Genomic DNA, 24558 nt, shown 5'->3' with positions numbered 1-24558 from the left:
GTGCGAAGCATGTCGCGCCGATTGATTTGCGTGTCAATCAATTTGCGACTAAAACCCCGGTATTTTTATAAGAATAAGATAGTTGAAAATAAAAATTGTGTGACCATGTTGAACGATCCTGAAAATTATAGCCATGTTGCCTCCGAAGATGGCAAGGGATTCCTGGTTGCAGCCATACAAATGGCGTCGGGCCCCAGTGTTGATGCGAATCTGGAAGAAGCAGCACGGCATATTGAAGATGCAGTTTCGCAGCAGGCAAGACTGGTTGTATTGCCAGAGTATTTCTGCATTATGGGGATGAAGGATGCAGATAAGCTATTGGTGATGGAACAGTTTGAGGACGGACCGATCCAGAAGTTTCTCAGCGAAACTGCAAAACGTTTCGGCATATGGCTGGTCGGTGGTTCTGTGCCCCTGGTTTCTCCCGATCCGAATAAAGTCTACAATAGCTGTCTGGTATATGCTGACGATGGCAGCCTGGCAGCGCGATACGACAAAATTCATCTGTTTGGTTTGAGCATGGGACAGGAAAACTATGCGGAGGATAAAACCATCATGGCAGGTGATGAAATTGTGACCCTGGATTCCCCTTTTGGCCGAATCGGGTTGTCGATCTGTTATGATCTACGGTTTCCGGAACTTTATCGCAGGATGGAAGCTGTAGATATCATTCTTGCACCCGCGGCGTTTACCGCTGTTACCGGTAAAGCGCACTGGGAAGTTCTGCTGCGTGCCCGTGCAATTGAAAATCTGGCATATGTAATTGCTCCAGCGCAGGGCGGGTATCATGTCAATGGGCGCGAAACCAATGGGGACAGTATGATTGTGGATCCCTGGGGGTGTGTTATTAAACGTCTGCCGCGAGGATCGGGTGCGGTCGTGGCTAAACTGGATCCGGAATACCAGGCCCGGATACGTAAAAGTCTGCCGGCGCTCAAACATCGTAAACTGCATTATATGTAACCATAACCGCGATTATGCTGGTTGAATTCAAACAAAAACGAATAGTGAGATCATGACCGAAGCATCCGATTTTTTTGTTATAGCTGATAATTGCTTGTTATCGCCTTATAATATCGACACAAATAACCTGCAGCAGGTTTTCGGCCAGTTACTCAGGCATCAAATTGATTATGCGGATTTGTATTTTCAGTATCACCGCTCGGAGAGCTGGGTGCTGGAAGAGGGTATTGTCAAGTCCGGCAGTTTTAATATCGAGCAGGGCGTCGGTGTACGGGCAATCAGCGGTGACAAAACGGCTTTTGCGTATTCAGACGATATCAGTATGGCAGCGCTGGAGTCAGCCGCAAAAGCGACGCGGGCGATCGCAAATCAGGGAGAAAATCGATCGGTAAAAGTAGGCCGAAGTGTGAATATTCAAGGCCGGTCTTTATTGTATGCACCCGAAGATCCTTTGTTGAGTCTGGGCGATACAGATAAGATTTCAATCCTGGAAAGACTTGAAAAGCTTGCCCGTGCACAGGATACGCGTGTGATTCAGGTGATGGCGTCTCTTGCCGGTGAATATGAGGTCATTCTGGTGACGAGAAGTGACGGTGTGCTGGCTGCCGATGTCAGGCCGCTTGTACGTTTGTCGTTGCAGGTTATTGCCGAGGAGAATGGACGCAGGGAACAAGGTGTGGCCGGCGGAGGTGGCCGGTTTGACTATGATTATTTTTCAGATGCCGTATTACAGGAATATGCGGCAAAGGCAGTGCATCAGGCTGTAACGAATCTCGAAGCGCGCGCTGCGCCGGCAGGAACGATGACAGTTGTTCTAGGCAGCGGCTGGCCTGGCATATTGCTGCATGAAGCGATCGGGCACGGTCTCGAGGGTGATTTCAATCGTAAAGGAAGTTCAGCGTTTTCAGGACGAATTGGGCAGCGCGTAGCAGCTCCGGGCGTCACTGTGGTGGATGACGGAACGATCCCGCGCAGAAGAGGTTCTTTGAATATTGATGACGAGGGTAATCCCACGCGGTGTACGACACTCATCGAAGATGGCATTCTACGGGGCTATATGCAAGACAGTTTGAACGCGCGCCTGATGAATCTGCCGGTCACGGGAAACGGGCGTCGTGAGTCTTTTGCACATATTCCGATGCCTCGCATGACGAACACCTACATGCATAATGGCAATATGGATGTAGAGGAGATTATTGCATCCGTTAAAGACGGGCTTTATGCCGTCAACTTCGGTGGCGGTCAAGTAGACATTACCAGTGGTAAATTTGTTTTTTCCGCCGCCGAGGCCTATCTGATAGAAAATGGTAAGATTACCAGCCCGGTAAAAGGTGCGACACTGATAGGCAACGGGCCCGATGTGCTGACCCGTGTATCCATGATCGGAAATGATTTGTCTTTGGATCCGGGTGTTGGTACCTGCGGTAAAGACGGGCAAAGCGTTCCTGTTGGTGTGGGCCAGCCAACACTGCGTGTTGACGGCCTTACAGTGGGCGGTACAGGACATGAATAACCGCTGATAAAAGGGTATTTTATATTTAACAGAAATTGATTTTGGGATGCAAACAGGATGAATGAGGAATTAACCGGAGCGGAGATTACAATTCGCTGCCTGCAAGCGGAGGGAGTTGATTGTATTTTCGGCTATCCGGGTGGGGCAGTACTGTTTATTTACGATGAATTGTTCAAGCAGGACAAAGTAAGGCATATTCTCGTCAGACATGAGCAGGCTGCAGTGCATGCGGCTGACGGATATGCTCGGTCCAGCAATAAAGTGGGCGTGGCGCTGGTGACATCAGGGCCAGGTGTAACCAATGCCGTTACAGGCATCGCAACAGCCTACATGGACTCGATTCCCATGGTTGTGATCAGCGGACAGGTACCAACCAATGCGATCGGGCTGGATGCTTTTCAGGAAGTCGATACCGTTGGCATCACACGCCCCTGTGTAAAGCATAACTTTTTAGTCAATGATATCAGTGAATTGGCCAATACGATAAAAAAAGCGTTTTATATAGCGGCAACCGGTCGGCCTGGCCCGGTGCTGGTTGATATTCCCAAGGATGTGACACAGCAGAAAATGACCTTCACATACCCGGAAAAAATTTCGATGCGTTCATATAATCCTGTCATTCGGGGTAATCTGAAGCAAGTCAAAAAAGCAGTGGAACTGATTCTGAGTGCGAAAAGGCCGGTTGTTTACACCGGTGGTGGCGTTATTCTCAGTGATGCCGCGAAGCAGTTGACCGAACTGGTTAAAATGCTGGATTTTCCCTGTACCAATACATTAATGGGGCTGGGCGGTTTTCCAGCCACGGACAAGCAGTTTATCGGTATGCTGGGTATGCATGGTACGTACGAGGCCAATATGGCGATGCAGTATTGTGACGTACTGATTGCCATTGGAGCGCGTTTTGATGATCGTGTCATCGGGAATCCCAAACATTTTTACAATGAAAACCGGAAAATCATCCATATTGATATTGACCCGTCGTCGATTTCAAAGCGTGTAAAAGTCGATATACCGATTGTTGGAAATGTACCTGATGTCCTGAAGGAATTAATAAAATTGCTAAAAAGCACCAAGGAAGATCCGGATCAGACTGCATTAGCTGAATGGTGGAAGCAGATAGATTTATGGCGCGAGCGCGACTGTCTCAAGTTCGACAGACAAAGTGAAATAATCAAGCCACAGATGGTCGTCGAGAAACTTTATGAGATTACCAAGGGAGATGCGTTTGTAACCTCCGATGTTGGACAGCATCAAATGTGGGCTGCACAGTTCTACAAATTTGATAAGCCGCGTCGATGGATTAATTCGGGTGGCTTAGGCACGATGGGTTTTGGAATGCCAGCCGCCATGGGGGTGCAGCTTGCCAATCCCAAAGGTAAGGTTGCATGTATAACGGGTGAAGCCAGCATTCAAATGTGCATACAGGAATTATCGACATGCAAGCAGTATAAACTGCCGCTAAAAATCGTTAATTTGAATAACCGCTATATGGGTATGGTGCGGCAATGGCAGGAATTTTTTCACGGTAACCGTTATGCCGAGTCCTATATGGATGCATTGCCTGATTTTATCAAGCTTGCGGAAAGCTACGGCCATGTCGGTATACGGATAGAGCGTCCTGAAGATGTGGAGGGTGCGTTGCAGGAAGCATTCAAGCTTAAGGATCAGCTGGTATTTCTGGACTTTATTACTGACCAGACTGAGAATGTGTTCCCAATGGTGCCGGGGGGTAAAGGCCTCTCGGAAATGATTCTGGTATAAAACAAATGCGACATATTATTTCACTGTTAATGGAAAATGAAGCGGGCGCGTTATCTCGTGTAGCAGGCCTTTTCTCTGCTCGAGGGTATAATATTGAATCGCTCTCGGTGGCGCCTACCGAAGATCCGACGTTATCTCGAATGACACTGGTAACATCTGGGTCCGACGAAGTGATTGAGCAGGTTACGAAGCAGCTTAACAAGTTGATTGAAATTGTTAAAGTGATTGACCTGAGCGATGGAAATCATATTGAACGTGAGCTGATGCTGGTAAAAGTAAAAGCAGTCGGTGTAGATCGTGATGAAATAAAACGACTGGCCGATATTTTTCGCGGCTGCATTATCGATGTTACGGATAAATCGTATACGATTGAAGTGACGGGGACAAGCTCCAAGCTGGATGCATTTCTGGAAGCTATTGATAATAGCGCCGTTTTAGAGACAGTTCGAACGGGTGCTTCCGGTATCGGACGCGGAGATTGGGTTTTGAAGGTATAATCTGCGTTTATTCTCAAAAGATGGCGGTTCAGTTACTCGAGACTGGAAACCGCTTGCCTAGCTTTGGCTGATTGTAATTAATTATAAAGGGAAATAATGAAAGTTTTTTACGATAAAGATGCAGATTTATCTTTGATCAAACAAAAAAAAGTAACCATTGTCGGTTATGGCTCACAAGGACATGCACATGCAAATAACCTGAGTGAATCCGGTGTTCAGGTAACAGTTGGACTGCGTAAAGGGGGAGCATCCTGGGGAAAGGCTGAAAAAGCAGGGCTGAACGTCAAGGATGTAGCGGATTCAGTCAAGGATGCGGATGTTGTCATGGTGCTATTGCCCGACGAACAAATGGCGTCCGTCTATGTCAACGAAATTGAGCCCGGATTAAAGCAAAATGCCACATTGGCTTTTGCGCATGGCTTCAACATTCACTATGGCCAGATCTCTCCACGCGATGATCTGGATGTGATTATGATTGCACCAAAGGGACCTGGTCATCTGGTTCGTTCAACATATCTTCAGGGTGGCGGTGTGCCGTCGCTGATCGCGGTACATCAGGATAAATCCGGTCAAGCCAGAGATGTGGCATTGTCGTATGCGGCTGCGAATGGCGGTACTCGCGGGGGCGTTATTGAAACAAGTTTCCGCGAAGAAACGGAAACGGATTTGTTCGGGGAGCAGGTCGTTTTATGCGGTGGACTGACAGCATTGATTCAAACCGGATTTGAGACGCTGGTTGAAGCAGGCTACGCGCCGGAAATGGCCTATTTCGAGTGTCTGCACGAAGTGAAATTAATTGTGGATTTGATTTACGAAGGCGGCATTGCCAATATGCGTTATTCGATTTCTAACAATGCTGAATATGGTGATATTTCAAGAGGGCCACGAATCATCACGGAGGAGACACGTGCCGAGATGCGAAACATTCTGCGCCAGATACAGACTGGTGAATATGCCCGTGAATTCATTCTTGAAAACCAGTCAGGTGCATCGATGTTGAAATCAAGCAGACGCCTCGCGTCCGAGCATCAAATTGAACAGGTAGGCACCCAACTGCGCGCTATGATGCCATGGATTAAAAAGAACCAGCTGGTCGATCAAGGTAAGAACTAATTCGATGTGATGCGATCATTAAGGTTATGTTGGTTACTACACACTTTTTGTTATAGAGTCTTATGTCAAATTATCCGCATCCATTGATTGCCAGAGAAGGCTGGCTTTTTATCGCGATTGCTTTTCTGGCCGCTATCCTGGTAAATATTTACGCCGGTTTTATCTGGGCGGTATTTTTCTGGTTAATCGCTGTTTTTGTGTTGCAGTTTTTCCGTGACCCACCGCGTGAAGTACCGCTGGTTCCCAACGCGGTGCTGTCACCAGCCGATGGCAGGATCGTTGCTGTAGAGCAGGTGCACGATCCTTATTTAAACCGAGAAGCCGTCAAAGTCAGCGTGTTTATGAATGTTTTCAATGTACATTCCAACCGTAGTCCGGTTGAGGGTGATGTCCATGATAAATGGTATTTCCCCGGAAAATTTTTTAATGCGGATTTACCCAAAGCTTCTCTGGAAAATGAGCGTAACGCATTATGGATCAAAACTGATGACGGCTCTGATGTGACGTGTGTGCAGGTGGCGGGCCTTATTGCCAAGCGAATATTATGCAGTGTAGTACCTGGTGATCATCTGTCTAAAGGTCAACGATTTGGATTCATTCGGTTTGGTTCGCGTGTTGATGTATATCTGCCGCCCGAAACCAAAATTAACGTCAATATCGGTGATAAGGTGTACGCGACGACAACAGTATTGGCAGAGCTTAGAAAAGCATAAAACCGTCGGGTTACACGTATTGCTAAATCGGCCGTTTTATCCATATCTTCTATCAGAGGAGTTTGATATTGATTCACGTGACACTCGTATAATTCGTGGTATAGCATTTTTATTTTATTTTTCTGAGAAATCACAACATGTCTGAATCTCAGCCCGAACCTGTCGTGACACAATCTCGGTTACGCCGTCGCGGTATTTATTTGCTGCCCAATCTGTTTACAACCGCAGCGTTGTTTGCCGGTTTTTATGCGATTGTTCAAGCGATGAATGGAAATTTTGAACATTCTGCAGTTGCCGTTTTTATTGCTATGGTGCTTGACGGTCTAGATGGCCGTGTAGCAAGAATGACACATTCACAAAGCGAGTTTGGTGCTGAATACGACAGTATGTCAGACATGGTTTCATTCGGAGTCGCCCCTGCACTGATTATGTACGAATGGGCGTTAAAAGAAATGGGGCAACTGGGTTGGATTGCGGCATTTATTTACTGTGCCTGTGCGGCATTGAGACTGGCACGTTTCAATACCAATATTCATGTCATTGATAAACGGTTTTTCCAAGGGCTGCCCAGTCCTGCAGCCGCAGCCCTAATTGCGGGCCTGGTATGGGTGATGCTTGATTTTCAGGTGTCTGGAACTGATATCAAATGGCTTGCGTTAATTGTGACTCTGTTCGCCGGTTTGACCATGGTCAGTAATATTCCTTTTCACAGCGGTAAAGATATCAATCTGAAAAAAAGAGTGCCGTTTGTTACAATTTTGCTGCTGTTGCTGTTCTTTTTTGTATTAATTCCAAGTCATCCGCCTGTGGTGTTATTTTGTCTGTTTTTGGGCTATGCGTTGTCGGGATATATAATCAAAGTATGGCGGTTCGGTAAGAGCAGAAAAAAAAATGATTCTTCGGATTTATCATCATAACTATTGCACAAAATAAAAAAAGTATTTATATTCCTGCATTATGATGTGTATACCGTTTTCATATCCTAATTATCTCCTTGCCCTGTTGCCTGGTTCTTTAGAATTTTGGTGGCTGCTGCGCCTTGTGCGCTGAATATCTAGAATCCCTCCTTTTTGTTTCAAACTTATAAAATCCAACTGAGCGGATTTTATATCCCGAGTATGATATTTCTTCCAGAAGCGGAGCTATAGATGCAAGAACATTTGATTATTTTTGATACGACATTGCGCGATGGTGAGCAAAGCCCAGGTGCTTCCATGACAAAAGAAGAAAAGGTGCGCATTGCATGGCAACTGGAGCACATGGGTGTAGATGTGATTGAAGCAGGTTTTCCTGCAGCGTCTAATGGTGATTTTGAGGCGGTCAGGGCTGTGGCCGAATCGGTCAAGGAAAGTATAGTTTGCGGTTTGGCACGTGCGATAGAAGCCGATATCAGACGAACAGGGGATGCCCTTAATAATACCGGACCTTCGCGTATTCACACATTCATAGCGACGTCTCCCATCCATATGAAAAATAAGCTGCGCATGTCGCCAGAGCAGGTGATAGAGCAAGCGGTTAAAGCAATCAAATGGGCAAGCGAATATACCGACAATATCGAATTTTCACCAGAAGATGCGGGACGTTCTGAAATCGATTTTTTATGCAGAATCATTGAGAAAGTTATCGAGGCTGGAGCTAAAACAATTAATATTCCGGATACTGTTGGTTATACCATGCCTGAGCAATTTGGCAAATTAATCCGTACATTACGTGAAAAGATACCCAATTCGGACCGGGCTGTTTTTTCCGTCCACTGTCACAATGATCTTGGGCTCGCTGTCGCAAACTCATTATCAGCAGTATTGAATGGAGCGCGCCAGGTTGAGTGCACCATCAACGGGCTTGGTGAACGCGCTGGCAACGCATCATTGGAGGAAATCGTAATGGCCGTTCGAACACGCCAGGATTACTTTCCGTGTGATACTAAAATCAACACTAAACACATCGTGCCAGCCAGTAAGCTGGTTTCAGGTATTACGGGTTTTCCTGTGCAGCCCAATAAGGCGATTGTGGGTGCCAATGCCTTTGCGCACGAATCCGGCATTCACCAGGATGGTGTATTAAAGCATCGTGAAACTTATGAAATCATGCGAGCAGAAGACGTGGGTTGGGGAGCAAATAAATTGCTACTCGGTAAACACTCCGGTCGTAATGCATTTCGTAGCCGATTAAAAGAGCTCGGTATTGAGCTGGAATCTGAGGAAGTGCTGAACAATACATTTATGCGATTTAAGGAGTTAGCAGATAAAAAGCATGAAATTTTTGATGAGGATTTGCAGGCGTTGGTGTCGGACGAGGCGCTTGTGCCACAGGAGCGGTATCGTCTGCTGTCTTTAAAAATACGTTGCGAAACGGGTGAAACTCCATATGCCTGTATTGTTATTTCCGATCATGGTAATGAAATGCAGGCGGAATCGGACGGTAGTGGTCCGGTTGACGCGACATTTTGTGCCATAGAGAAACTGTTGAGAAGCGGAGCGCAGCTTCAGCTGTTCTCGGTTAACAATATTACCAGTGGAACCGATGCGCAAGGGGAAGTGACTGTCCGTTTACAGAAATCTGATCGAATCGTCAATGGTCATGGCGCGGATACGGATATAGTCGTAGCTTCTGCTAAGGCCTATTTGAGTGCGTTGAATAAATTGCATAGCAAGCTGGAACGCGCGCATCCACAGGTTTAGGTTGCCGTTTTCCCAGATTGCTGGTAACAGCGCCACAATTGAAAATGAAGTATGAGAATCGAAATGACGACCAGACGTGTTCCTGGACAGACATTGAGACGCGATGGCGCTGACTGTTTCAAGCTGTAGATGTTTTGATTAATACTTAAAAGGTAACGACGCATGTCTGGACGGTTTTTTAGTTTTCCGTGTGGTTTTCTGATGCTGTTGCTCGCGATTGAAATACAGGCATTTCAATTCAAAGATACTGACGGAAAGGTTCATACACTGGCTGACTACAAGGGGCGCTGGGTAATTGTCAACTTTTGGGCAACATGGTGCCCTCCCTGCCTGGAGGAAATTCCTGACCTGATAGCTTTGTATGAAGACCGTAAAGATGTGATGGTAATTGGTGTTGCCATGGAGTTTACTGATCCGGCTGTGGTAATGGAGTTTGCCCGGTCTTTGGAAATTACTTATCCGACAGTACTTGGTAACAGGCGAATGGCTTCACAGCTGGATGATATTTCGCTGCTGCCAAGTACTTATTTTTTCGATCCTGAGGGAAGGCCTGCGGCTCGTCAGCGAGGAATCGTAACGCGTGAAAGTATTGAGGATTTTATAAACACAAGATAACGTTCGTGTCGAACATTGATCGCCTTGTTTATATGGCTGGTTGTGAATATTGCCAGGTACTGTGTAATAAATTAAATACAAGCTGTGGGTATGTGGCTTGTCCCAGACTGCCATTGTAACGGCCGAGTGCGCGGAAATAGTCGCCGTTTTCTTTGTTGAGATAATGCCTGAGTATCATGCAGCCATATCTTAAATTGACACGAAGATGAAACAGGTTATGCGTTTCTTCCCCGATTGTTTCAATCCAGAATGGCATAATTTGCATGTATCCTCGCGCACCGGCATGAGATATGGCATATTTCCTAAATCCGCTTTCAACCTGAATTACACTGAGTACAAGCTGTGGATCGAGTCCGGCACGTGCTGCTTCATAATAAACGGTTCGTAAAAACGATTCGCGTTCGTCCTTATTTGGTTTAAAGCGTTTAAGGCGTTCACTCATTACAGATAGCCATGTATTGTCTGTCGCTAGCTTGGCATATTCCTGGTTAGTCACTGCAATATCATTGATCTCTGTTTGTGTGAAGATTTGCGTGCTGATAATGAGGTGTTCATAACGCTGAATGTTGGCGTATGCGGTGATCGGAAATAGTAAAAGTAAAAGAGTAGCAGTTAATTGATACATAGTTTCGCTTTGATAAAAGTGTTGATTTCATCCAGGGCGACTGTTTGTGCTTCTTGATCGGTACGTCCTTTATATTCAACGCATGCCTGTTTTAAACTGCGTTCACTGACGACGATCCGGTGAGGTATGCCAATCAACTCCATATCGGCAAACATTACACCAGGCCGTTCATTACGGTTATCCAGCAATACATCGATGCTTGAACATAAAAACTGCGTATAAAGTTTTTCAGCTTCGAAACGTACCTGTTCACTTTTGTGCATACCGATGGGGATAATAGCCAGTTGGAACGGCGCCATGGATTCTGGAAAAATAATACCTTGATCATCGTTATTTTGCTCTATTGCCGCTGCAACGATACGAGAAATACCAATGCCATAACAACCCATTTCAAGGTTTTGGGTCTGTCCGTGCTCATTCAGATATTGTGCTTTCATCATCTCTGAATATTTTGTGCGCAATTTGAATATGTGACCTACTTCGATACCTCGACAGATTTCCAGAATTCCTTTGCCATCAGGTGATAACTCACCTGCGGCTACGTTGCGAATATCAAATACATGCCGGGGCTGCTCAAGATCACGCCCAAAGTTGACATTGATGAAATGAAAACCTTCTTCATTGGCGCCACAGATAAAATTATTCATATCCATGACTGCCGTATCAGCAATAACTGTAGTTTTTAATCCTACGGGTCCGATATAGCCTGGAATTGTGCCGGTTTCATTCAGGATGGTTGTTTCATCGGCCATCTCATAACCAGTTAAAAAAGGTATTTTCCGAACCTTGAGTTCATTTAGCTGATGATCGCCTCGCAATAATATTAAATACAGGGTGTCGTTTGCAGAAACTGCGAGTGTTTTAACCGTTTTGTGTATCGGTATATCAAGAAAATCAGCAACTTCAGTGCATGTTTTCTGATTTGGGGTGGATATTTTTTTTAATTCACCGACTGGATCATCCGGCGTTGCATCAGGTAAACGCGATGTGGCGAGTTCTATATTTGCGGCATAATCCGAGTCAGGGCAAAATACTATGATGTCTTCTCCCGATTCTGCCAGGACGTGAAATTCATGTGACCCGCTTCCGCCAATAGCGCCTGGATCAGCCGAAACAGAACGGAAGTTGAGTCCAAGCCGGGTAAAAATCCGGTTATAAGTTTCATGCATGAGTTGATATGTGTCATCCAGGCTGGTGGGATTGGCATGAAAAGAGTAGGCATCTTTCATCAGAAATTCTCGTGCTCGCATGACCCCAAAACGCGGTCTTATTTCATCACGGAATTTTGTTTGTATTTGATAAAAATTGAGTGGCAGTTGACGATAACTGCTGATCTCGCGACGAGCAATATCAGTAATAATCTCTTCGTGGGTTGGACCAAAGCAAAAATCATGATCATGGCGGTCCTTTATTTTTAACATTTGTGGACCAAAAACATCCCACCTGCCTGATTCTTGCCATAATTCGGCGGGCTGTATGGCTGGCATAAGCAGTTCGATAGCCCCACTTCGATTCATTTCTTCGCGGACGATAGACTCGATTTTCCGCAAAACCTTCAGGCCGATCGGCATCCAAGTATATAGGCCGCTGCCAAGTCGTTTGATCAACCCTGCGCGTAGCATCAGCTTGTGACTGATAAGTTCGGCTTCAGCAGGTGCTTCTTTAAGCGTGGAAATAAAAAATTGCGAGACGCGCATGCCAGATTCCATTATGATTAAAAAGGAAGCAATTCTACCGTGAATTATATTTTCAGGTATAAATACTCTTTCTTGTTTGTAACAAAGGAATTATTCCTGATTTCACATAGAATGAATGTTTATTGCGTCGGTTTAATCTATTGCTGTTTGAATGATACTTTTAATCTGCACCAAAGTATGAAAAAATCCACATTATATTTTAATGGGGCAGATGGATTGTTTGCATGATTGACCGTAATGGATATCGCCCAAATGTCGGCATTATTTTGCTTAATTCGAAAAATGAGGTGTTTTGGGGAAAACGAATCAGGCAAAATTCATGGCAATTTCCACAAGGGGGCATAAAGTCGGGAGAGAGCCCTGAGCAGGCTATGTATCGGGAATTGGCCGAAGAGGTTGGTTTGCTTCCCAACCATGTCAGGATTGTAGGCCGTACTCGAGATTGGTTGCGTTACGAGGTGCCAGAAAAATGGATCAGACGCGAATGGCGTGGGAATTACAAAGGACAAAAGCAGATCTGGTATTTGTTGCGACTGATTGGCAAGGACAGTGATGTGTCTTTGCGTAAAAGCGCTCATCCCGAGTTTGATGCCTGGCGGTGGAACCAATATTGGGTAGAACTTGATTCCGTAGTTGAGTTTAAACGTAAAGTCTATAAGCAGGCATTGACGGAGCTGTCTCGCTTGTTGTCTGTTAACGTGGAGAACACGACTGATAAATAGCGATGCTCCGAGATGTTTGCTCTGGTTATAGTAGGTTTGTGTGTATGGGTCGAAAAAGTTTTTAGAAATGGAAAAACTTGTCATGCGTATCCTTTGCTTTAAGGATATGCAGGTCAATAACAAGAGAACAGGGGCAGAATCATGCTCCTTTTTTATTGAGTTCCCACTGAAGTTTTTTTAGGCGTAATCGGCTGCGCCCTTTTTAGCCGAAGGAATTTAAGGGAGATTATCGATGATGATACGTATACTGATGACATCGATGCTGTTAATCAGCACGCTTGTCGTTTCGTCCGCTGTGTCTGCTTCAAACGAGCCAATTCAACCAATCAAGGCTGTTACACCAAAAGATCCTGCTCTTGTAGAGTTAGGTAAAATGTTGTTTTTTGATCCGCGCCTATCCAAATCAGGCTGGATATCCTGTAACTCATGCCATAATCTGAGCATGGGTGGAACAGATAATATTCCAACATCGATAGGTCATGCCTGGCAGGAGGGACCTATTAATGCACCAACAGTGTTGAATTCAAGCATGAATCTTGCGCAGTTTTGGGATGGGCGCGCTAAAGATTTGAAAGAGCAGGCTGGTGGACCAATCGCGAATCCAGGGGAGATGGCTTCTACACATGAACTGGCTGTCAGTGTTTTAAATTCGATACCACAATATCGGGCAAAATTTGAAAAGGCTTTTGGCTCGGATAAGGTTGATATCGACCGGGTGACGACCGCAATTGCTGCATTTGAGGAAACGTTGGTTACCCCTGGGTCGCGCTTCGATAAATGGCTTGAAGGGGACAAAAACGCACTTAATAAACAAGAACTCGATGGGTATAAGCTGTTCAAGAGCAGTGGTTGTACAGGCTGTCACAATGGTCCAGCTGTGGGCGGAGCGCTCTACCAAAAACTTGGTGTTCATCATCCGTACGAAACAGATAGTAAAATTGAGGGTCGTAAGGCTGTAACCGGCAAAGACACGGATTTAAATGTTTTCAAAGTACCAACGTTGCGCAATATCGAACTGACTTATCCTTATTTTCATGACGGTGCGGTTTGGACGCTTGAGGAAGCTGTTAAAATAATGGGCAAGCTACAGCTCGACCGTGATTTCAATAAAAAAGAGATCGACAGCATTGTCGCCTTCCTGAAAACGCTCACAGGTGAACAACCTGATATTAAATTACCTATTCTTCCACCATCCAATAACGATACACCAAGACCCCAGCCATTTTAGGGATTAAATGACTTGGTTTGTTTCAGAAAAGGAAGTAAACTATTTTATCAGTTAGTTAGTCTTTCCCAGGCTGTTTAATCAGCCTGGCTATCTTGATAACATTGCTATTGCTTTGTTTAACCGGGCTGGGAATCATTTTAGCCTTACGCTTTTTAATTATATTGAGGTGCTAATGACTTGCTAAGAAAAACTAGTATTCTGAAAAGTATCAGGGGTACTGGATTTGCATATCAAAATCAAGTAGAGTCATTACTCCTATAATTAATAATTAAAACAGGGAGCCACGCATGGGTACCAAGGGCCAGTTATTGCAGGATCCGTTTCTGAATATTTTGCGTAAAGAACATATACCTGTATCGATTTATTTAGTGAACGGCATTAAATTGCAAGGACATATTGACTCTTTTGATCAGTATGTTGTGTTATTAAAAAATTCGGTGACACAAATGGTATATAAACATGCTATATCAACTGTCGTACCTGCGAGAGCAGTGACCTTGCCTATTGAAGTTCCTGAATCGAGAGATACTTAATGCCTGACAGGTCAGGTATTCAACATACACGAAACAAGAATGCCGCGATCTTAGTCAATCTTGACTTTGGTGACGGTATGAGTAATGAGCGCCTGCAAGAGCTGCAGCAGCTTGCAGCCAGTGATCAGATTACAGTATGTGCTGTCGTTGAAGGAAAACGTATGTGTCCCGATGCGAAAACATATGTAGGCAGCGGAAAAGTTGCAGAAATTGAGCAGCTGCTCGCAAGTGCTGGTGCCAATATGGTAATTTTTAATCATGATCTCAGTCCTGCACAGCAACGTAACCTGATGCAGCAGCTGGATTGCCCAGTAGTTGATCGTACCAGTTTGATACTGGACATTTTTGCGCAGAGAGCCAAAAGTCACGAAGGGAAATTGCAGGTTGAACTCGCGCAGCTAGAACACCTGGCAACACGTTTAGTTCGTGGCTGGACTCACTTAGAACGACAAAAAGGTGGTATCGGTCTGCGTGGACCAGGAGAAACACAGCTGGAAACAGATCGTCGCTTATTGAGAAAGCGTGTCAAACTGCTTAAGGAAAAGTTAGTGAATCTGGAACGTCAACGCAAAGTCCAACGCCGTTCTAGGAGACGATCAAAAGTTTTGTCGGTTTCCATAGTAGGTTATACCAATGCAGGCAAATCAACTTTATTTAATCGACTGACGCGATCAGAAACATATGCAGCGGATCAATTGTTTGCGACACTGGATACAACAACGAGAAAACTGTTCATTCCTGAACGCGGCCCGGTTGTCATTTCGGACACAGTAGGGTTTATTCGAGACTTACCTCATACACTGGTTGCAGCATTTCGGGCAACACTTGAGGAGACTGTAGAGGCCGACATATTGTTGCATGTCGTGGATATTTGTAGTCCAAATAAAGATGAGCAGATAGAAGAAGTAAATAAACTCTTGGCGGAAATAGGAGCAGACGAAATTCCCCAAATTATGGTGTATAACAAAATTGATTTATGCGATTCGCAAGAAAAGTGCGTAGGTTTTATGCGGGATGAATATGATAGAATATCGCGCATACGACTAAGTGCTAAAACGGGAGAGGGGCTTGATTTTATTAGACAGGCATTGTCTGAGGCACTTTCGAAAGAAGTTGAATCAATGAATAAGACGCTGGCGGGCTGTATTAATTGAGCGCGGAAGTGCTGTGGTTTGATTTAATTTTAAACAAATGAAACAGGAAGAATTATGGGTTTAAATGATCCTCAATGGGGAAAAAACAAAGGTGATTCCGGGCCACCTGATCTGGATGAGGTTTTACGTAACGTTAATAAAAAGATTAATAACATATTTGGTTCTAAAGAAGGCAAAGGCGGCGGTCCACGAGGTAAGGAACCAAAGCAGCACAGCCGCGGTAGTATCATTCTGATCCTGGGTTTATTGCTTGTTGTCTGGGTGGCCAGTGGGTTTTATATTGTCAACGAAGGTCACCGAGGTGTGGTTTTGCGTTTTGGTGCATATGTCAATACGACTCCAGCTGGTTTGCGTTGGCATTTGCCATATCCGATTGAGAAAGTTGAGCTTGTTAATGTCAGTCAGGTTCGTACGGTAGAAATCGGTTATCGTAATAATGTCAGAAGTAAAGTTTTACGCGAGTCACTGATGCTGACTGACGATGAGAATATTATTGATATCCAGTTTGCTGTACAGTATATCTTGAATGATCCAGAAAAATTTCTGTTCAATAATAGAGACCCGGACGATTCCGTACTACAGGCCGCTGAAACGGCGATCAGGCAGATCATCGGTAAAAGTAAAATGGACTATGTTCTTTACGAGGGTCGCGAGCAGGTTGCGTCGGCTGCAACAGTTCTGATGCAGGAGATTCTTGATCGCTACCAGGTCGGTATAGCAATCAGTAGAGTAACAATGCAGAATGCGCAGCCGCCAGAACAGGTTCAGGCAGCCTTCGATGATGCTGTTAAAGCTGGTCAGGACAGGGAGCGCCAAAAGAATGAAGGTCAGGCATATGCTAATGACGTAATACCAAGGGCGCGAGGTGAAGCTGAACGCTTGATCGAACAATCGCAAGGTTATAAAGCGCGTGTTGTTTCAAGTGCAAAAGGTGATGCGAGCCGTTTTGAACAAATTCTTCAGGAATACAGCAAGGCCCCGGGTGTGACTCGTGAGCGTCTTTATCTGGATATGATGCAGCAGGTATTGTCCAGCACCAGTAAAATTATGGTTGATCAGCAAAGTGGCAGTAATTTGTTGTACTTGCCTCTGGACAAGTTAATTGGCAGCGGCTCATCCTCAACAGCGTCGCCAGCAAAGAACACAACACAATCATCCATGGTACCTGAGACGATGACAGACAATAGTGTCCGGTCGCGCGAGTCGTTTCGTGGACGCGAAAGGGAGATGAGATAAATGAAGAGTTTTACATCAGTTTTAATGGGCGTTGTAGTCGTGGGCTTTTTACTGGCTACCTCTGCAATTTATATTGTCGATGAACGACAACAGGCTATTTTGTTTCAACTGGGTGAGGTTGTCGATGTCAAAACTGAACCCGGGTTGTATTTTAAAATCCCAGTCGCACAAAATGTACGCTTTTTTGAAAAACGTATTTTAACGATGGACTCAGAGGAACCGGAGCGCTTTATTACTTCGGAGAAAAAGAACGTTCTTGTGGATCTGTTTGTGAAGTGGCGTATCATCGATGTGAAACAATATTTTATCAGTGTGCGTGGTGATGAAAGCCTGGCGCAGATTCGTCTGGCACAGACGATCAATGCAAGCTTGCGTGACGAATTTGGTAATCGAACGGTTCACGACGTGGTATCTGGTGAAAGAGACGTGATCATGGAGATCATGCGTCAGAAAGCTGATGTCGATGCACGAACCATTGGCGTAGAGGTGGTTGACGTACGCTTGAAACGTGTAGATTTGCCACAGGAAGTAAGTGAGTCTGTCTATCGCAGAATGGAGGCTGAACGTAAGCGTGTAGCGAATGAACTACGTTCGACGGGTGCAGCCGAATCAGAAAAAATTCGTGCTGACGCAGACCGCCAGCGTGAGGTCATTTTGGCAGAAGCCTACCGGGAGGCCCAGACAACTATGGGTGAGGGAGACCGGGAAGCAGCCGCGATCTATGCGGGTGCATTTGAACAAGATGCTGAATTTTATTCATTCTGGCGTAGTATGGATGCCTACAAAAATACCTTTAAGCATAAAAACGATATGATGGTATTGGAACCTAAATCAGAATTTTTCAAGTATCTTAAAGATCCGACCAGCAATTGATACATGATGGCAAAAATTTTGTTGAGAGACAGTTTGCATACAAGCTTTACTGATTCGATAGCTAAACCTGTTGCTTCGTTGTGACAGTAATTACGATCGTGTCAGAATAGTGAATCTGATTATTGGTATATTAGTTTTTAGCCTAAATCAGTGTATCAATAAAACAAAAGGCGCTCGCTGAAGAAGATAGTTTTACTTCCATTTGCGGCGCTTTTGTTTTTTTACAGCGTAATAATCCTATAAATTTCAAATATACTGAGTTTGGTGAGGGGAAGTGTTATATGTTTGAGACTTTTCTGATGGCATTTGCACTTATGCTGATTCTAGAAGGTTTGTTACCGTTTATTTCACCACGTATTTGGCGTGAGACATTCAAGAAATTAACAGAGATCCATGATGGACAGATTCGATTTATTGGATTGACATCAATGCTCATAGGGTTGGCGTTGTTTTTGATACTAAGCTGATTTTTCCATTTTACTCATTTCTATAGTTTTACCATGCGTAATTGGCTACTGCCTGAGTATATTGAAGATATTCTGCCTGCAGAGGCGTTGCATATTGAAACGATGCGAAGGCGCATTATTGATTTGCTGCTGCTCCATGGCTATCAACAGGTTTTTCCGCCTTTACTTGAATATGAGGAATCTTTGTTGACCGGTAGTGGAAGCGACATGAGTCTGCAAATGTTCAAGGTAATTGATCAGCTCAGTGGCAGAATGATGGGTTTGCGTGCTGATATGACCCCACAAGTAGCGCGAATTGATGCGCATTTATTAAACTGTGATGGTATAACTCGGCTCTGTTATGCAAACAGCGTGTTGCATACAGTACCAATCAGTCTGACACAAACACGTGAACCGTTGCAGATTGGGGCAGAGCTATACGGTCATGGTGGAATGGAAAGTGATATTGAAATCCAGCAATTGATGTTGGCATGTCTTGCGATTGCCGGATTGAACCAAGTACATCTGGATCTTGGACATGTGGCAGTCTTTAGAGGAATTATCAAAAATGCCAATATTTCATCAGAGATGGAAGCTGAATTGTTTACAGTATTGCAGGCAAAGGATATCTCAGCGTTAAAAGAAATTTGTCGTAAACTTAAACAAAGTACACGGGAGGCATTGTTGCTGCTACCCGAATTATATGGTGGTATGGAAATTTTGCGGGAGGCAAAGAAGCGTTTGCCTTCGCAGAATGAGATTTTATCAGCTATTGATCAGCTCGAGTGGATCAGTGAAGAACTGCAGCCGATTGTTGAGACCGTTGCCTTTGATTTGGCAGATTTGCGAGGGTATCACTATCATACCGGCATGGTTTTTGCCGCATACGCACGAGGTTGTTCGAATGCCATCGCACTGGGTGGGCGATATGATGAGATTGGTAAGGCATTTGGAAGAGCCAGGCCTGCTACGGGCTTCAGCATGGATTTGCGAGAGTTGTCCAGGCTTGTTGAGCAAAAATCATATCCGAAGGGTATAAGTGCTCCCTATAACAAAAAAGACAAGGAATTGAATTCGATAATAGCGCGTTTACGTCAAGAAGGACATATTGTCATCATAGAATTACCGGGGCAATCAGAAATTGCCCTGAATTGCGATAGACGGCTTGTTATGCATAACGGTACGTGGAATGTAGAGCAGATTGAATTCATTGAAAATTAGAGGATGAATCTAGAGATTTTGTATGGTAACTAAAAATGTTGTTGTGATTGGCACACAATGGGGAGATGAGGGCAAAGGGAAAGTTGTTGATTGGTTGACAGACCATGCCCAAGGTGTTGTTCGTTTTCAAGGCGGTCACAATGCGGGTCATACACTAGTAATTGGCGAAAACAAAACAATTTTGCATTTGATTCCGTCAGGAATTTTACGCGATGATGTGATCTGTTACATAGGAAATGGCGTCGTTGTGTCGCCTGAAGCGCTATTAAAAGAAGTAGATATGCTTGAGCAGATGGATGTTGATATCAATGGTCGATTACGTATCAGCGAAGCATGTCCACTTATATTACCTTGTCACACCGCACTTGATCATGCCCGCGAGCGTGCCAGGGGTGTTAGTAAAATTGGTACAACCGGACGTGGTATCGGTCCGGCCTATGAAGATAAAGTCGCACGTCGTGCAATACGGTTGCAGGATTTGTTTCATAGAGACCGTCTTGCAGCAAAACTTGGTGAAGTATTGGATTATCATAATTTTGTTTTAAAAAACTATTTCAATGCATCTATAGTCGATTTTCAAAAAACGCTGGATGATTTGATTATGCAGTCAGAGCGCATAAAACCGTGGGTTGCAGACATACCTCAACTTTTATTTGATGCTTGTAAGGCTGGTGATAATTTATTGTTTGAAGGTGCCCAGGGCACGCTGCTAGATATTGATCATGGTACTTACCCCTTTGTAACTTCCAGTAATTGTACAGCTGGAGCAGCAGCAGCCGGGAGTGGGGTTGGTCCACAGATGCTGCATTATGTGCTAGGTATTACTAAAGCCTATACAACTCGTGTTGGCTCCGGTCCGTTTCCAACAGAACTGGAGGATGAAATTGGCCATCGCTTGGCTGAACGCGGCCATGAGTTTGGTTCGACGACCGGTCGTCCAAGGCGCTGTGGTTGGTTTGATGCTGTTGCAATGAGGCGATCAATACAGATTAATGGTGTCACAGGGCTGTGTATGACCAAGCTAGACGTACTGGACGGTGTAGAGGTATTAAATATCTGTGTTGGCTACCGACTGAGTAATGGTCAACAGTCTGATGTGTTGCCGGTTGGTGCGGATGATCTGCACCAATGCGAGCCAATCTATGAGGCGATTCCGGGGTGGTCAGCCGGGACAGGTGGTATCCAGAATTTTAGCCAATTACCAAAAGCGGCTCAAAATTATTTAAAGAGAATTGAAGACATATGTCAGACGCCGATTGACATGATTTCTACAGGTCCGGATCGAAAGGATACCATTGTTCTACGTCATCCATTTGAATAACCGGGAGAATGCGCCACAGTTTCATTAGGGGCATTTTTTCCAGTATAGCCTTTGGTATTTGAGCACGTGGCAATAATTGTAGATCAATGGAGTATCAACATAATGGAAAATATGGTTGAAACTGGCTAACCGGCATCCAATTCATTTTGAGTTTGAATCTGAGCAGGCGGTTATATCGATTCTCGAAATATTTTAAGTGTTATTTGGATTCAATCGTAACAGTCCATTAATCCTGCTAAGTTTTCATTTACACCAATTCCTGGCAACGTTCATTTTTCTGAGAATCTCTCTTACTAGAGTAAATATACATGAATAATTTAATCCTTACTGATGTAGCAGTCGACACATGGGTGCAAGACGGTCCGGCAAAGATGGAGGATTTACTGGGCTCCGTAGTACTGATTGAGGTTTTTCAGGTAAATTGTCCTGGTTGTTTTTTGTATGCGCTTCCGAATGCAATACAGCTCCATGAGAAATATAGTGACCACGGTCTTGTAATAATTGCCCTGGCAACTGCTTTTGAAGATTATGATAAAAATACATTGGAGAATCTTCGGTTGCTCGTTGGAACCGGAGAAGTGATCGGGGAAACATTTAAAGCACTCAATCAACGCGGTTTGCTGGTTGATCATTCCAAACTGCCATGGAAACTTCCTTTTGCAGTGGGTATGGACCGGATAGAGCCGGATAATGAGCCAGTAACAGAAGAACGTGTGCTGGCCTACGCGCGACAATTACTGGGGCAATTTGATCAGTTGCAAGAGGATCAACAGCAGGCAATCAAGAATCAAATCCAGACTTTTCTTGAACAAAAACATATGAAAGCTGAAACATTTGAGCGTTTCTCGTTACAAGGGACGCCCTCGGCTATTTTGTTTGACAGAAAAGGAATGCTACAGGATGTGTCATTTGGTCAAGTGGCTCATAAACAGTCAGCCATTGAACAGCTTTTGGCCCAAAATTGAATACGCTGAATATCAGAGCCAGCAACTAACTTTAGTAAGTGCATAAATTTTCATGCTAGTACTATCAATATGATATTGATAGAGTACCAGATAAATCGGTAGTTTTGAAAAATCGTCTTCCTGCCAGTATTTTGCATGATTCAGTTCGCCGGCCCTGAGCTGTCAGGGAAGAATGAAATGAATAGAAGCGGAGAATGTGTTGTTTAATCTGTGCCTGAATATAATTCAGACTCTTAAAACAACGATCTAACTGTAAAATAGATACAGATTAAAATAAATAAAAGGGGGCTCCCCGCAGATGCCGTCAGACCATCATCTTGAACCTGATGGTTCAAGGTGGTCGTCTCCCGGGTACTTCAGGCAAACCCGTACAGGTTCGCACACCAGCACCACTTTAGTCAACAACCAAATTTGATAATTGGTTCAAAGAATTTCAGCCTTAAACGCGCATAGCAGGGAGCTATTTTTATTAAACAGATAAATGCTTGATTACTATTAAATACACTGATTATCAAGCGTTAAAGCTATTTCTTAATCAATACATCATTAATTCTTTTACGAATATGAGCTATTCTACGCTTAATCTCGTCAATGTCAAAGCCGCTTGATTGGCGCAGAATAAGCAATTCGTGCGCTATGCTCAGTGCAGCGGCAATAACAATTCGATCAGAATCAATCATTTTGCCCTCCTGCCTGATTTTTTGAATTTTGTTTTCCAGTAATTCTGCAGCTAATAACAGTTCGGAGCGTTCTTGCTCGGAACAGCTGATATTGAATTCGCGTCCCATGATTGTGACTTTTAGAATATCTTCCTTATTCATGATCAGGTAGATGCTGTAAAAGGATTTCCAGACGACTGCTGGCAATATGAATTTTTTCTGTTAATTTTTCGTTCCTGGCACTGGTTTCTGCAAGCTGCTGACGTAGCTTTGTATTTTCAATGCAGATCTCCTGATACTGACGTATGAGCCGGTCGACTTCCTCCGCTAGAAATTTGAGTTCTGAGTCCATGAATATCCAAGGAAGATCTGCAAGACGATGCTCAGGTAAGACTATTCGATAATAGAGATTACTTCAAGTCTACCACACCCACTATAGTTTGTTGTGTGTACCATCACAGAATGGTGCATTACCTGTTTTTTTGCATGTACAAAGCCAGGCCGATTTATTTTCATTGACGGAGAAAGCTCTGGGTGTAAAAGTCGTATTTTTATGCGATCCATCACAAAATGGCTGTGATTGGCTGCGACCGCATGAGCACCAAAAGTATTGCTTGCTTGCTTCCAACTGAACTTCGATCGGTGAAAAGGTTTTTTTACTTTCTTGGTTCATATACGTGCTCCAGTTTAATTGATACGGTATTCGGTTTATTCAGACGGGTGGATATTTGTTTATGTAATAGGTTTGTAAATCAGGACAGTCTCTCAATTGAATAAACGCAAAGCATTGGAGCCGCCAGCGACAATATTATTTTCTTTCATGGAGGCCTGAATATTAACCAGCTGCTGTTTGCTTCTGGCAAGCCCATTCTCACTAAGCGGGACGCGGTTGTCATCGACCATAATACCCCCAAGTGTATTGGCAAAAATCTTTGCCAGATGTGTCATCTGATCAAAAACCTTTTCACCATTGGCCACCCGAGGCACATCCAGTAAAAAGGTAACGCCGTGCGTGGTAATTGTTTTCATTTTCTCCGGTTTGAATGAGTCCGATTCATAATTTGTAAGTGTAAACAAAACATGATTATTTTCGTCACGATATTTGAAAATACCATCGGCTTCGAGCTTAAAGCCGGAAGCTTCTGCGAGTGCTCTGATTTTTGTACCGACAAAAGCACCGTTATCTTTGCTGATAATATTGATGCCAATCATCACATCGACATCAGCGCAAAATTTATCGAGAACAATAGCCTGTTCATGGGCGTTTACGATATCAGGGCAATCGGCATTGGCTCTGATGTGCGAAGCAAAATCCTGTACCGTGTCCCGAAACTTCGATAGATCGATTTCTCTGATCGGCCCCGATCTATCTGCCAATAAAAGACAGCCTTTCAGGCTGATATAATTTGAATTCTCAGCCGTTGCTCCCGCAGTTATTTCCTCCCATGTGCTGGATTTTTGTCTTCTTCCAAGCCAAATCAGAGGCTTGCTGAATTCATACTTTCTTTGTATAAGCTTGTTTAGTTCGTCACCGGGAATTATTTCGTCTGCAGATATGATAACAACATAATTTGAACGGCTATCATATACGTCTGCAGTAGGTAAAGTTTCTGTCGAAGAAGATGTTTCAATTTCGGGGCTGTCGATTTGCAAGCTATTATCTCCAGAGAGATTGTCTGGCTCGTCGATTAGGGAATGTTGGGGCGGGGATGGATTGTTTGAAAAGAAGCCTTGACCGAGTTCTGGTTCTATTCTTTTGTGCGGTTCACGCTGTTTGTGGTCATTGTTTTTTTTAAATAGAGCATCGTCATGTTGATGATCCAGGGTTGATTCAATTTTACGTCGGTAACGTATTTGTTGTACCCAGTTAAAAATAGCAACGCCGACAATGATAACTATGCCGATAAAAATCAAACTGACTTGTAAGTCGCTCATATTCAATAAATCCATACTATTTCCTTAACATCTCGATACACATGAATATTCCTGAAAAGGCAATCATTTTCATGGCTGCCGGGTGAA

General features: G+C 44.2%; 25 protein-coding genes and 1 other RNA gene. 19 read left to right on the top strand and 7 right to left on the bottom strand.

What is annotated here, in order from left to right:
- Positions 1-105: 105 nt before the first annotated feature.
- From BMY62_RS03645 to BMY62_RS03605, 9 genes are all read left to right on the top strand, one after another.
- Entirely contained in the window at positions 106-963 is an 858-nt protein-coding gene (locus BMY62_RS03645) for a carbon-nitrogen hydrolase family protein (RefSeq protein ID WP_090656881.1), read from the top strand.
- Positions 964-1015: 52 nt separating this feature from the next.
- The gene (tldD, locus tag BMY62_RS03640; protein WP_090656764.1) at positions 1016-2476 is read left to right on the top strand and encodes a metalloprotease TldD; all 1461 of its coding nucleotides are present in this window, start codon (positions 1016-1018) and stop codon (positions 2474-2476) included.
- 57 nt (positions 2477-2533) lie between these two features.
- The gene (locus tag BMY62_RS03635; protein ID WP_090656763.1) at positions 2534-4237 is read left to right on the top strand and encodes an acetolactate synthase 3 catalytic subunit; all 1704 of its coding nucleotides are present in this window, start codon (positions 2534-2536) and stop codon (positions 4235-4237) included.
- 5 nt (positions 4238-4242) lie between these two features.
- Entirely contained in the window at positions 4243-4734 is a 492-nt protein-coding gene (gene ilvN, locus BMY62_RS03630; RefSeq protein ID WP_090656762.1) for an acetolactate synthase small subunit, read from the top strand.
- Between the two features lie 96 nt (positions 4735-4830).
- The gene (gene ilvC / locus BMY62_RS03625; RefSeq protein WP_090656761.1) at positions 4831-5847 is read left to right on the top strand and encodes a ketol-acid reductoisomerase; all 1017 of its coding nucleotides are present in this window, start codon (positions 4831-4833) and stop codon (positions 5845-5847) included.
- Positions 5848-5909: 62 nt separating this feature from the next.
- Positions 5910-6560: a phosphatidylserine decarboxylase gene (locus tag BMY62_RS03620; RefSeq protein ID WP_090656760.1), complete on the top strand. Its 651-nt coding sequence runs from the start codon at positions 5910-5912 to the stop codon at positions 6558-6560.
- A gap of 137 nt (positions 6561-6697) precedes the next feature.
- Positions 6698-7477, top strand: coding sequence for a CDP-diacylglycerol--serine O-phosphatidyltransferase (pssA, locus tag BMY62_RS03615; protein WP_090656759.1), 780 nt, complete (start codon positions 6698-6700; stop codon positions 7475-7477).
- A gap of 231 nt (positions 7478-7708) precedes the next feature.
- Positions 7709-9241: a 2-isopropylmalate synthase gene (locus BMY62_RS03610; RefSeq protein WP_090656758.1), complete on the top strand. Its 1533-nt coding sequence runs from the start codon at positions 7709-7711 to the stop codon at positions 9239-9241.
- A gap of 162 nt (positions 9242-9403) precedes the next feature.
- The gene (locus BMY62_RS03605; RefSeq protein ID WP_090656755.1) at positions 9404-9856 is read left to right on the top strand and encodes a TlpA family protein disulfide reductase; all 453 of its coding nucleotides are present in this window, start codon (positions 9404-9406) and stop codon (positions 9854-9856) included.
- A gap of 28 nt (positions 9857-9884) precedes the next feature.
- On the opposite strand, the gene BMY62_RS03600 is transcribed toward BMY62_RS03605, so the two are convergent.
- Positions 9885-10481 (bottom strand): lytic transglycosylase domain-containing protein, encoded by a 597-nt coding sequence (locus BMY62_RS03600; protein WP_090656745.1) that lies wholly within the window; start codon positions 10479-10481, stop codon positions 9885-9887.
- Complete coding sequence (locus BMY62_RS03595; protein ID WP_090656742.1) at positions 10469-12178, bottom strand: proline--tRNA ligase; 1710 nt, start codon at positions 12176-12178, stop codon at positions 10469-10471. Before BMY62_RS03595 ends, BMY62_RS03600 begins: the two co-directional genes overlap by 13 nt.
- Before the next feature lie 224 nt (positions 12179-12402).
- On the opposite strand from BMY62_RS03595, the gene BMY62_RS03590 reads away from it, so the two are divergent.
- The 10 genes from BMY62_RS03590 (at position 12403) to BMY62_RS03545 (ending at position 21877) form a co-directional block, all read left to right on the top strand.
- Positions 12403-12900, top strand: coding sequence for an RNA pyrophosphohydrolase (locus tag BMY62_RS03590; RefSeq protein WP_090656739.1), 498 nt, complete (start codon positions 12403-12405; stop codon positions 12898-12900).
- A gap of 232 nt (positions 12901-13132) precedes the next feature.
- The gene (locus BMY62_RS03585) at positions 13133-14128 is read left to right on the top strand and encodes a cytochrome-c peroxidase (protein ID WP_090656735.1); all 996 of its coding nucleotides are present in this window, start codon (positions 13133-13135) and stop codon (positions 14126-14128) included.
- Positions 14129-14415: 287 nt separating this feature from the next.
- Positions 14416-14661, top strand: coding sequence for an RNA chaperone Hfq (gene hfq, locus BMY62_RS03580; protein WP_090630139.1), 246 nt, complete (start codon positions 14416-14418; stop codon positions 14659-14661).
- On the top strand, positions 14661-15815 hold the full coding sequence (gene hflX / locus BMY62_RS03575; RefSeq protein ID WP_090656734.1) for a GTPase HflX: 1155 nt from the start codon (positions 14661-14663) through the stop codon (positions 15813-15815). The genes hfq and hflX overlap by 1 nt, the downstream gene beginning before the upstream one ends.
- 54 nt (positions 15816-15869) lie before the next feature.
- Positions 15870-17051, top strand: a complete 1182-nt coding sequence (gene hflK / locus BMY62_RS03570) for an FtsH protease activity modulator HflK (RefSeq protein WP_090656733.1) — start codon at positions 15870-15872, stop codon at positions 17049-17051.
- The gene (hflC, locus tag BMY62_RS03565) at positions 17052-17924 is read left to right on the top strand and encodes a protease modulator HflC (protein ID WP_090656732.1); all 873 of its coding nucleotides are present in this window, start codon (positions 17052-17054) and stop codon (positions 17922-17924) included.
- A gap of 281 nt (positions 17925-18205) precedes the next feature.
- A complete protein-coding gene (locus tag BMY62_RS03560) occupies positions 18206-18391 on the top strand; it encodes a DUF2065 domain-containing protein (RefSeq protein ID WP_090630125.1) in 186 nt (61 codons plus the stop codon).
- 33 nt (positions 18392-18424) lie between these two features.
- Positions 18425-19591 carry an ATP phosphoribosyltransferase regulatory subunit gene (locus tag BMY62_RS03555; protein ID WP_090656731.1) on the top strand — a complete coding sequence of 389 codons (1167 nt, stop codon included), beginning with the start codon at positions 18425-18427 and terminating at the stop codon, positions 19589-19591.
- A gap of 22 nt (positions 19592-19613) precedes the next feature.
- Complete coding sequence (locus tag BMY62_RS03550; protein ID WP_090656729.1) at positions 19614-20912, top strand: adenylosuccinate synthase; 1299 nt, start codon at positions 19614-19616, stop codon at positions 20910-20912.
- 308 nt (positions 20913-21220) lie between these two features.
- Positions 21221-21877 (top strand): thioredoxin domain-containing protein, encoded by a 657-nt coding sequence (locus BMY62_RS03545; RefSeq protein WP_090656726.1) that lies wholly within the window; start codon positions 21221-21223, stop codon positions 21875-21877.
- Positions 21878-22162: 285 nt separating this feature from the next.
- Here the strand turns inward: BMY62_RS03545 and ssrS are convergent.
- From ssrS to BMY62_RS03520, 5 genes are all read right to left on the bottom strand, one after another.
- A non-coding RNA gene (gene ssrS / locus BMY62_RS03540) (6S RNA) lies at positions 22163-22339 on the bottom strand.
- Between the two features lie 62 nt (positions 22340-22401).
- Complete coding sequence (locus tag BMY62_RS03535) at positions 22402-22698, bottom strand: cell division protein ZapA (RefSeq protein ID WP_090656724.1); 297 nt, start codon at positions 22696-22698, stop codon at positions 22402-22404.
- Positions 22691-22888 carry a hypothetical protein gene (locus BMY62_RS03530; RefSeq protein WP_090656721.1) on the bottom strand — a complete coding sequence of 66 codons (198 nt, stop codon included), beginning with the start codon at positions 22886-22888 and terminating at the stop codon, positions 22691-22693. The genes BMY62_RS03535 and BMY62_RS03530 overlap by 8 nt, the downstream gene beginning before the upstream one ends.
- Positions 22889-22969: 81 nt before the next feature.
- On the bottom strand, positions 22970-23209 hold the full coding sequence (locus tag BMY62_RS03525; protein WP_090656718.1) for a CDGSH iron-sulfur domain-containing protein: 240 nt from the start codon (positions 23207-23209) through the stop codon (positions 22970-22972).
- A 92-nt stretch (positions 23210-23301) separates the two neighbouring features.
- Complete coding sequence (locus tag BMY62_RS03520) at positions 23302-24486, bottom strand: cell division protein ZipA C-terminal FtsZ-binding domain-containing protein (protein WP_090656715.1); 1185 nt, start codon at positions 24484-24486, stop codon at positions 23302-23304.
- Between the last annotated feature and the right edge of the window lie 72 nt (positions 24487-24558).

The organism is Nitrosomonas marina (assembly GCF_900111605.1).
GTDB classification, from domain to species: domain Bacteria; phylum Pseudomonadota; class Gammaproteobacteria; order Burkholderiales; family Nitrosomonadaceae; genus Nitrosomonas; species Nitrosomonas marina_A.
Note: the sequence above shows the minus strand (reverse complement) of the source record. Positions and strands in the feature narration are given on the sequence as shown.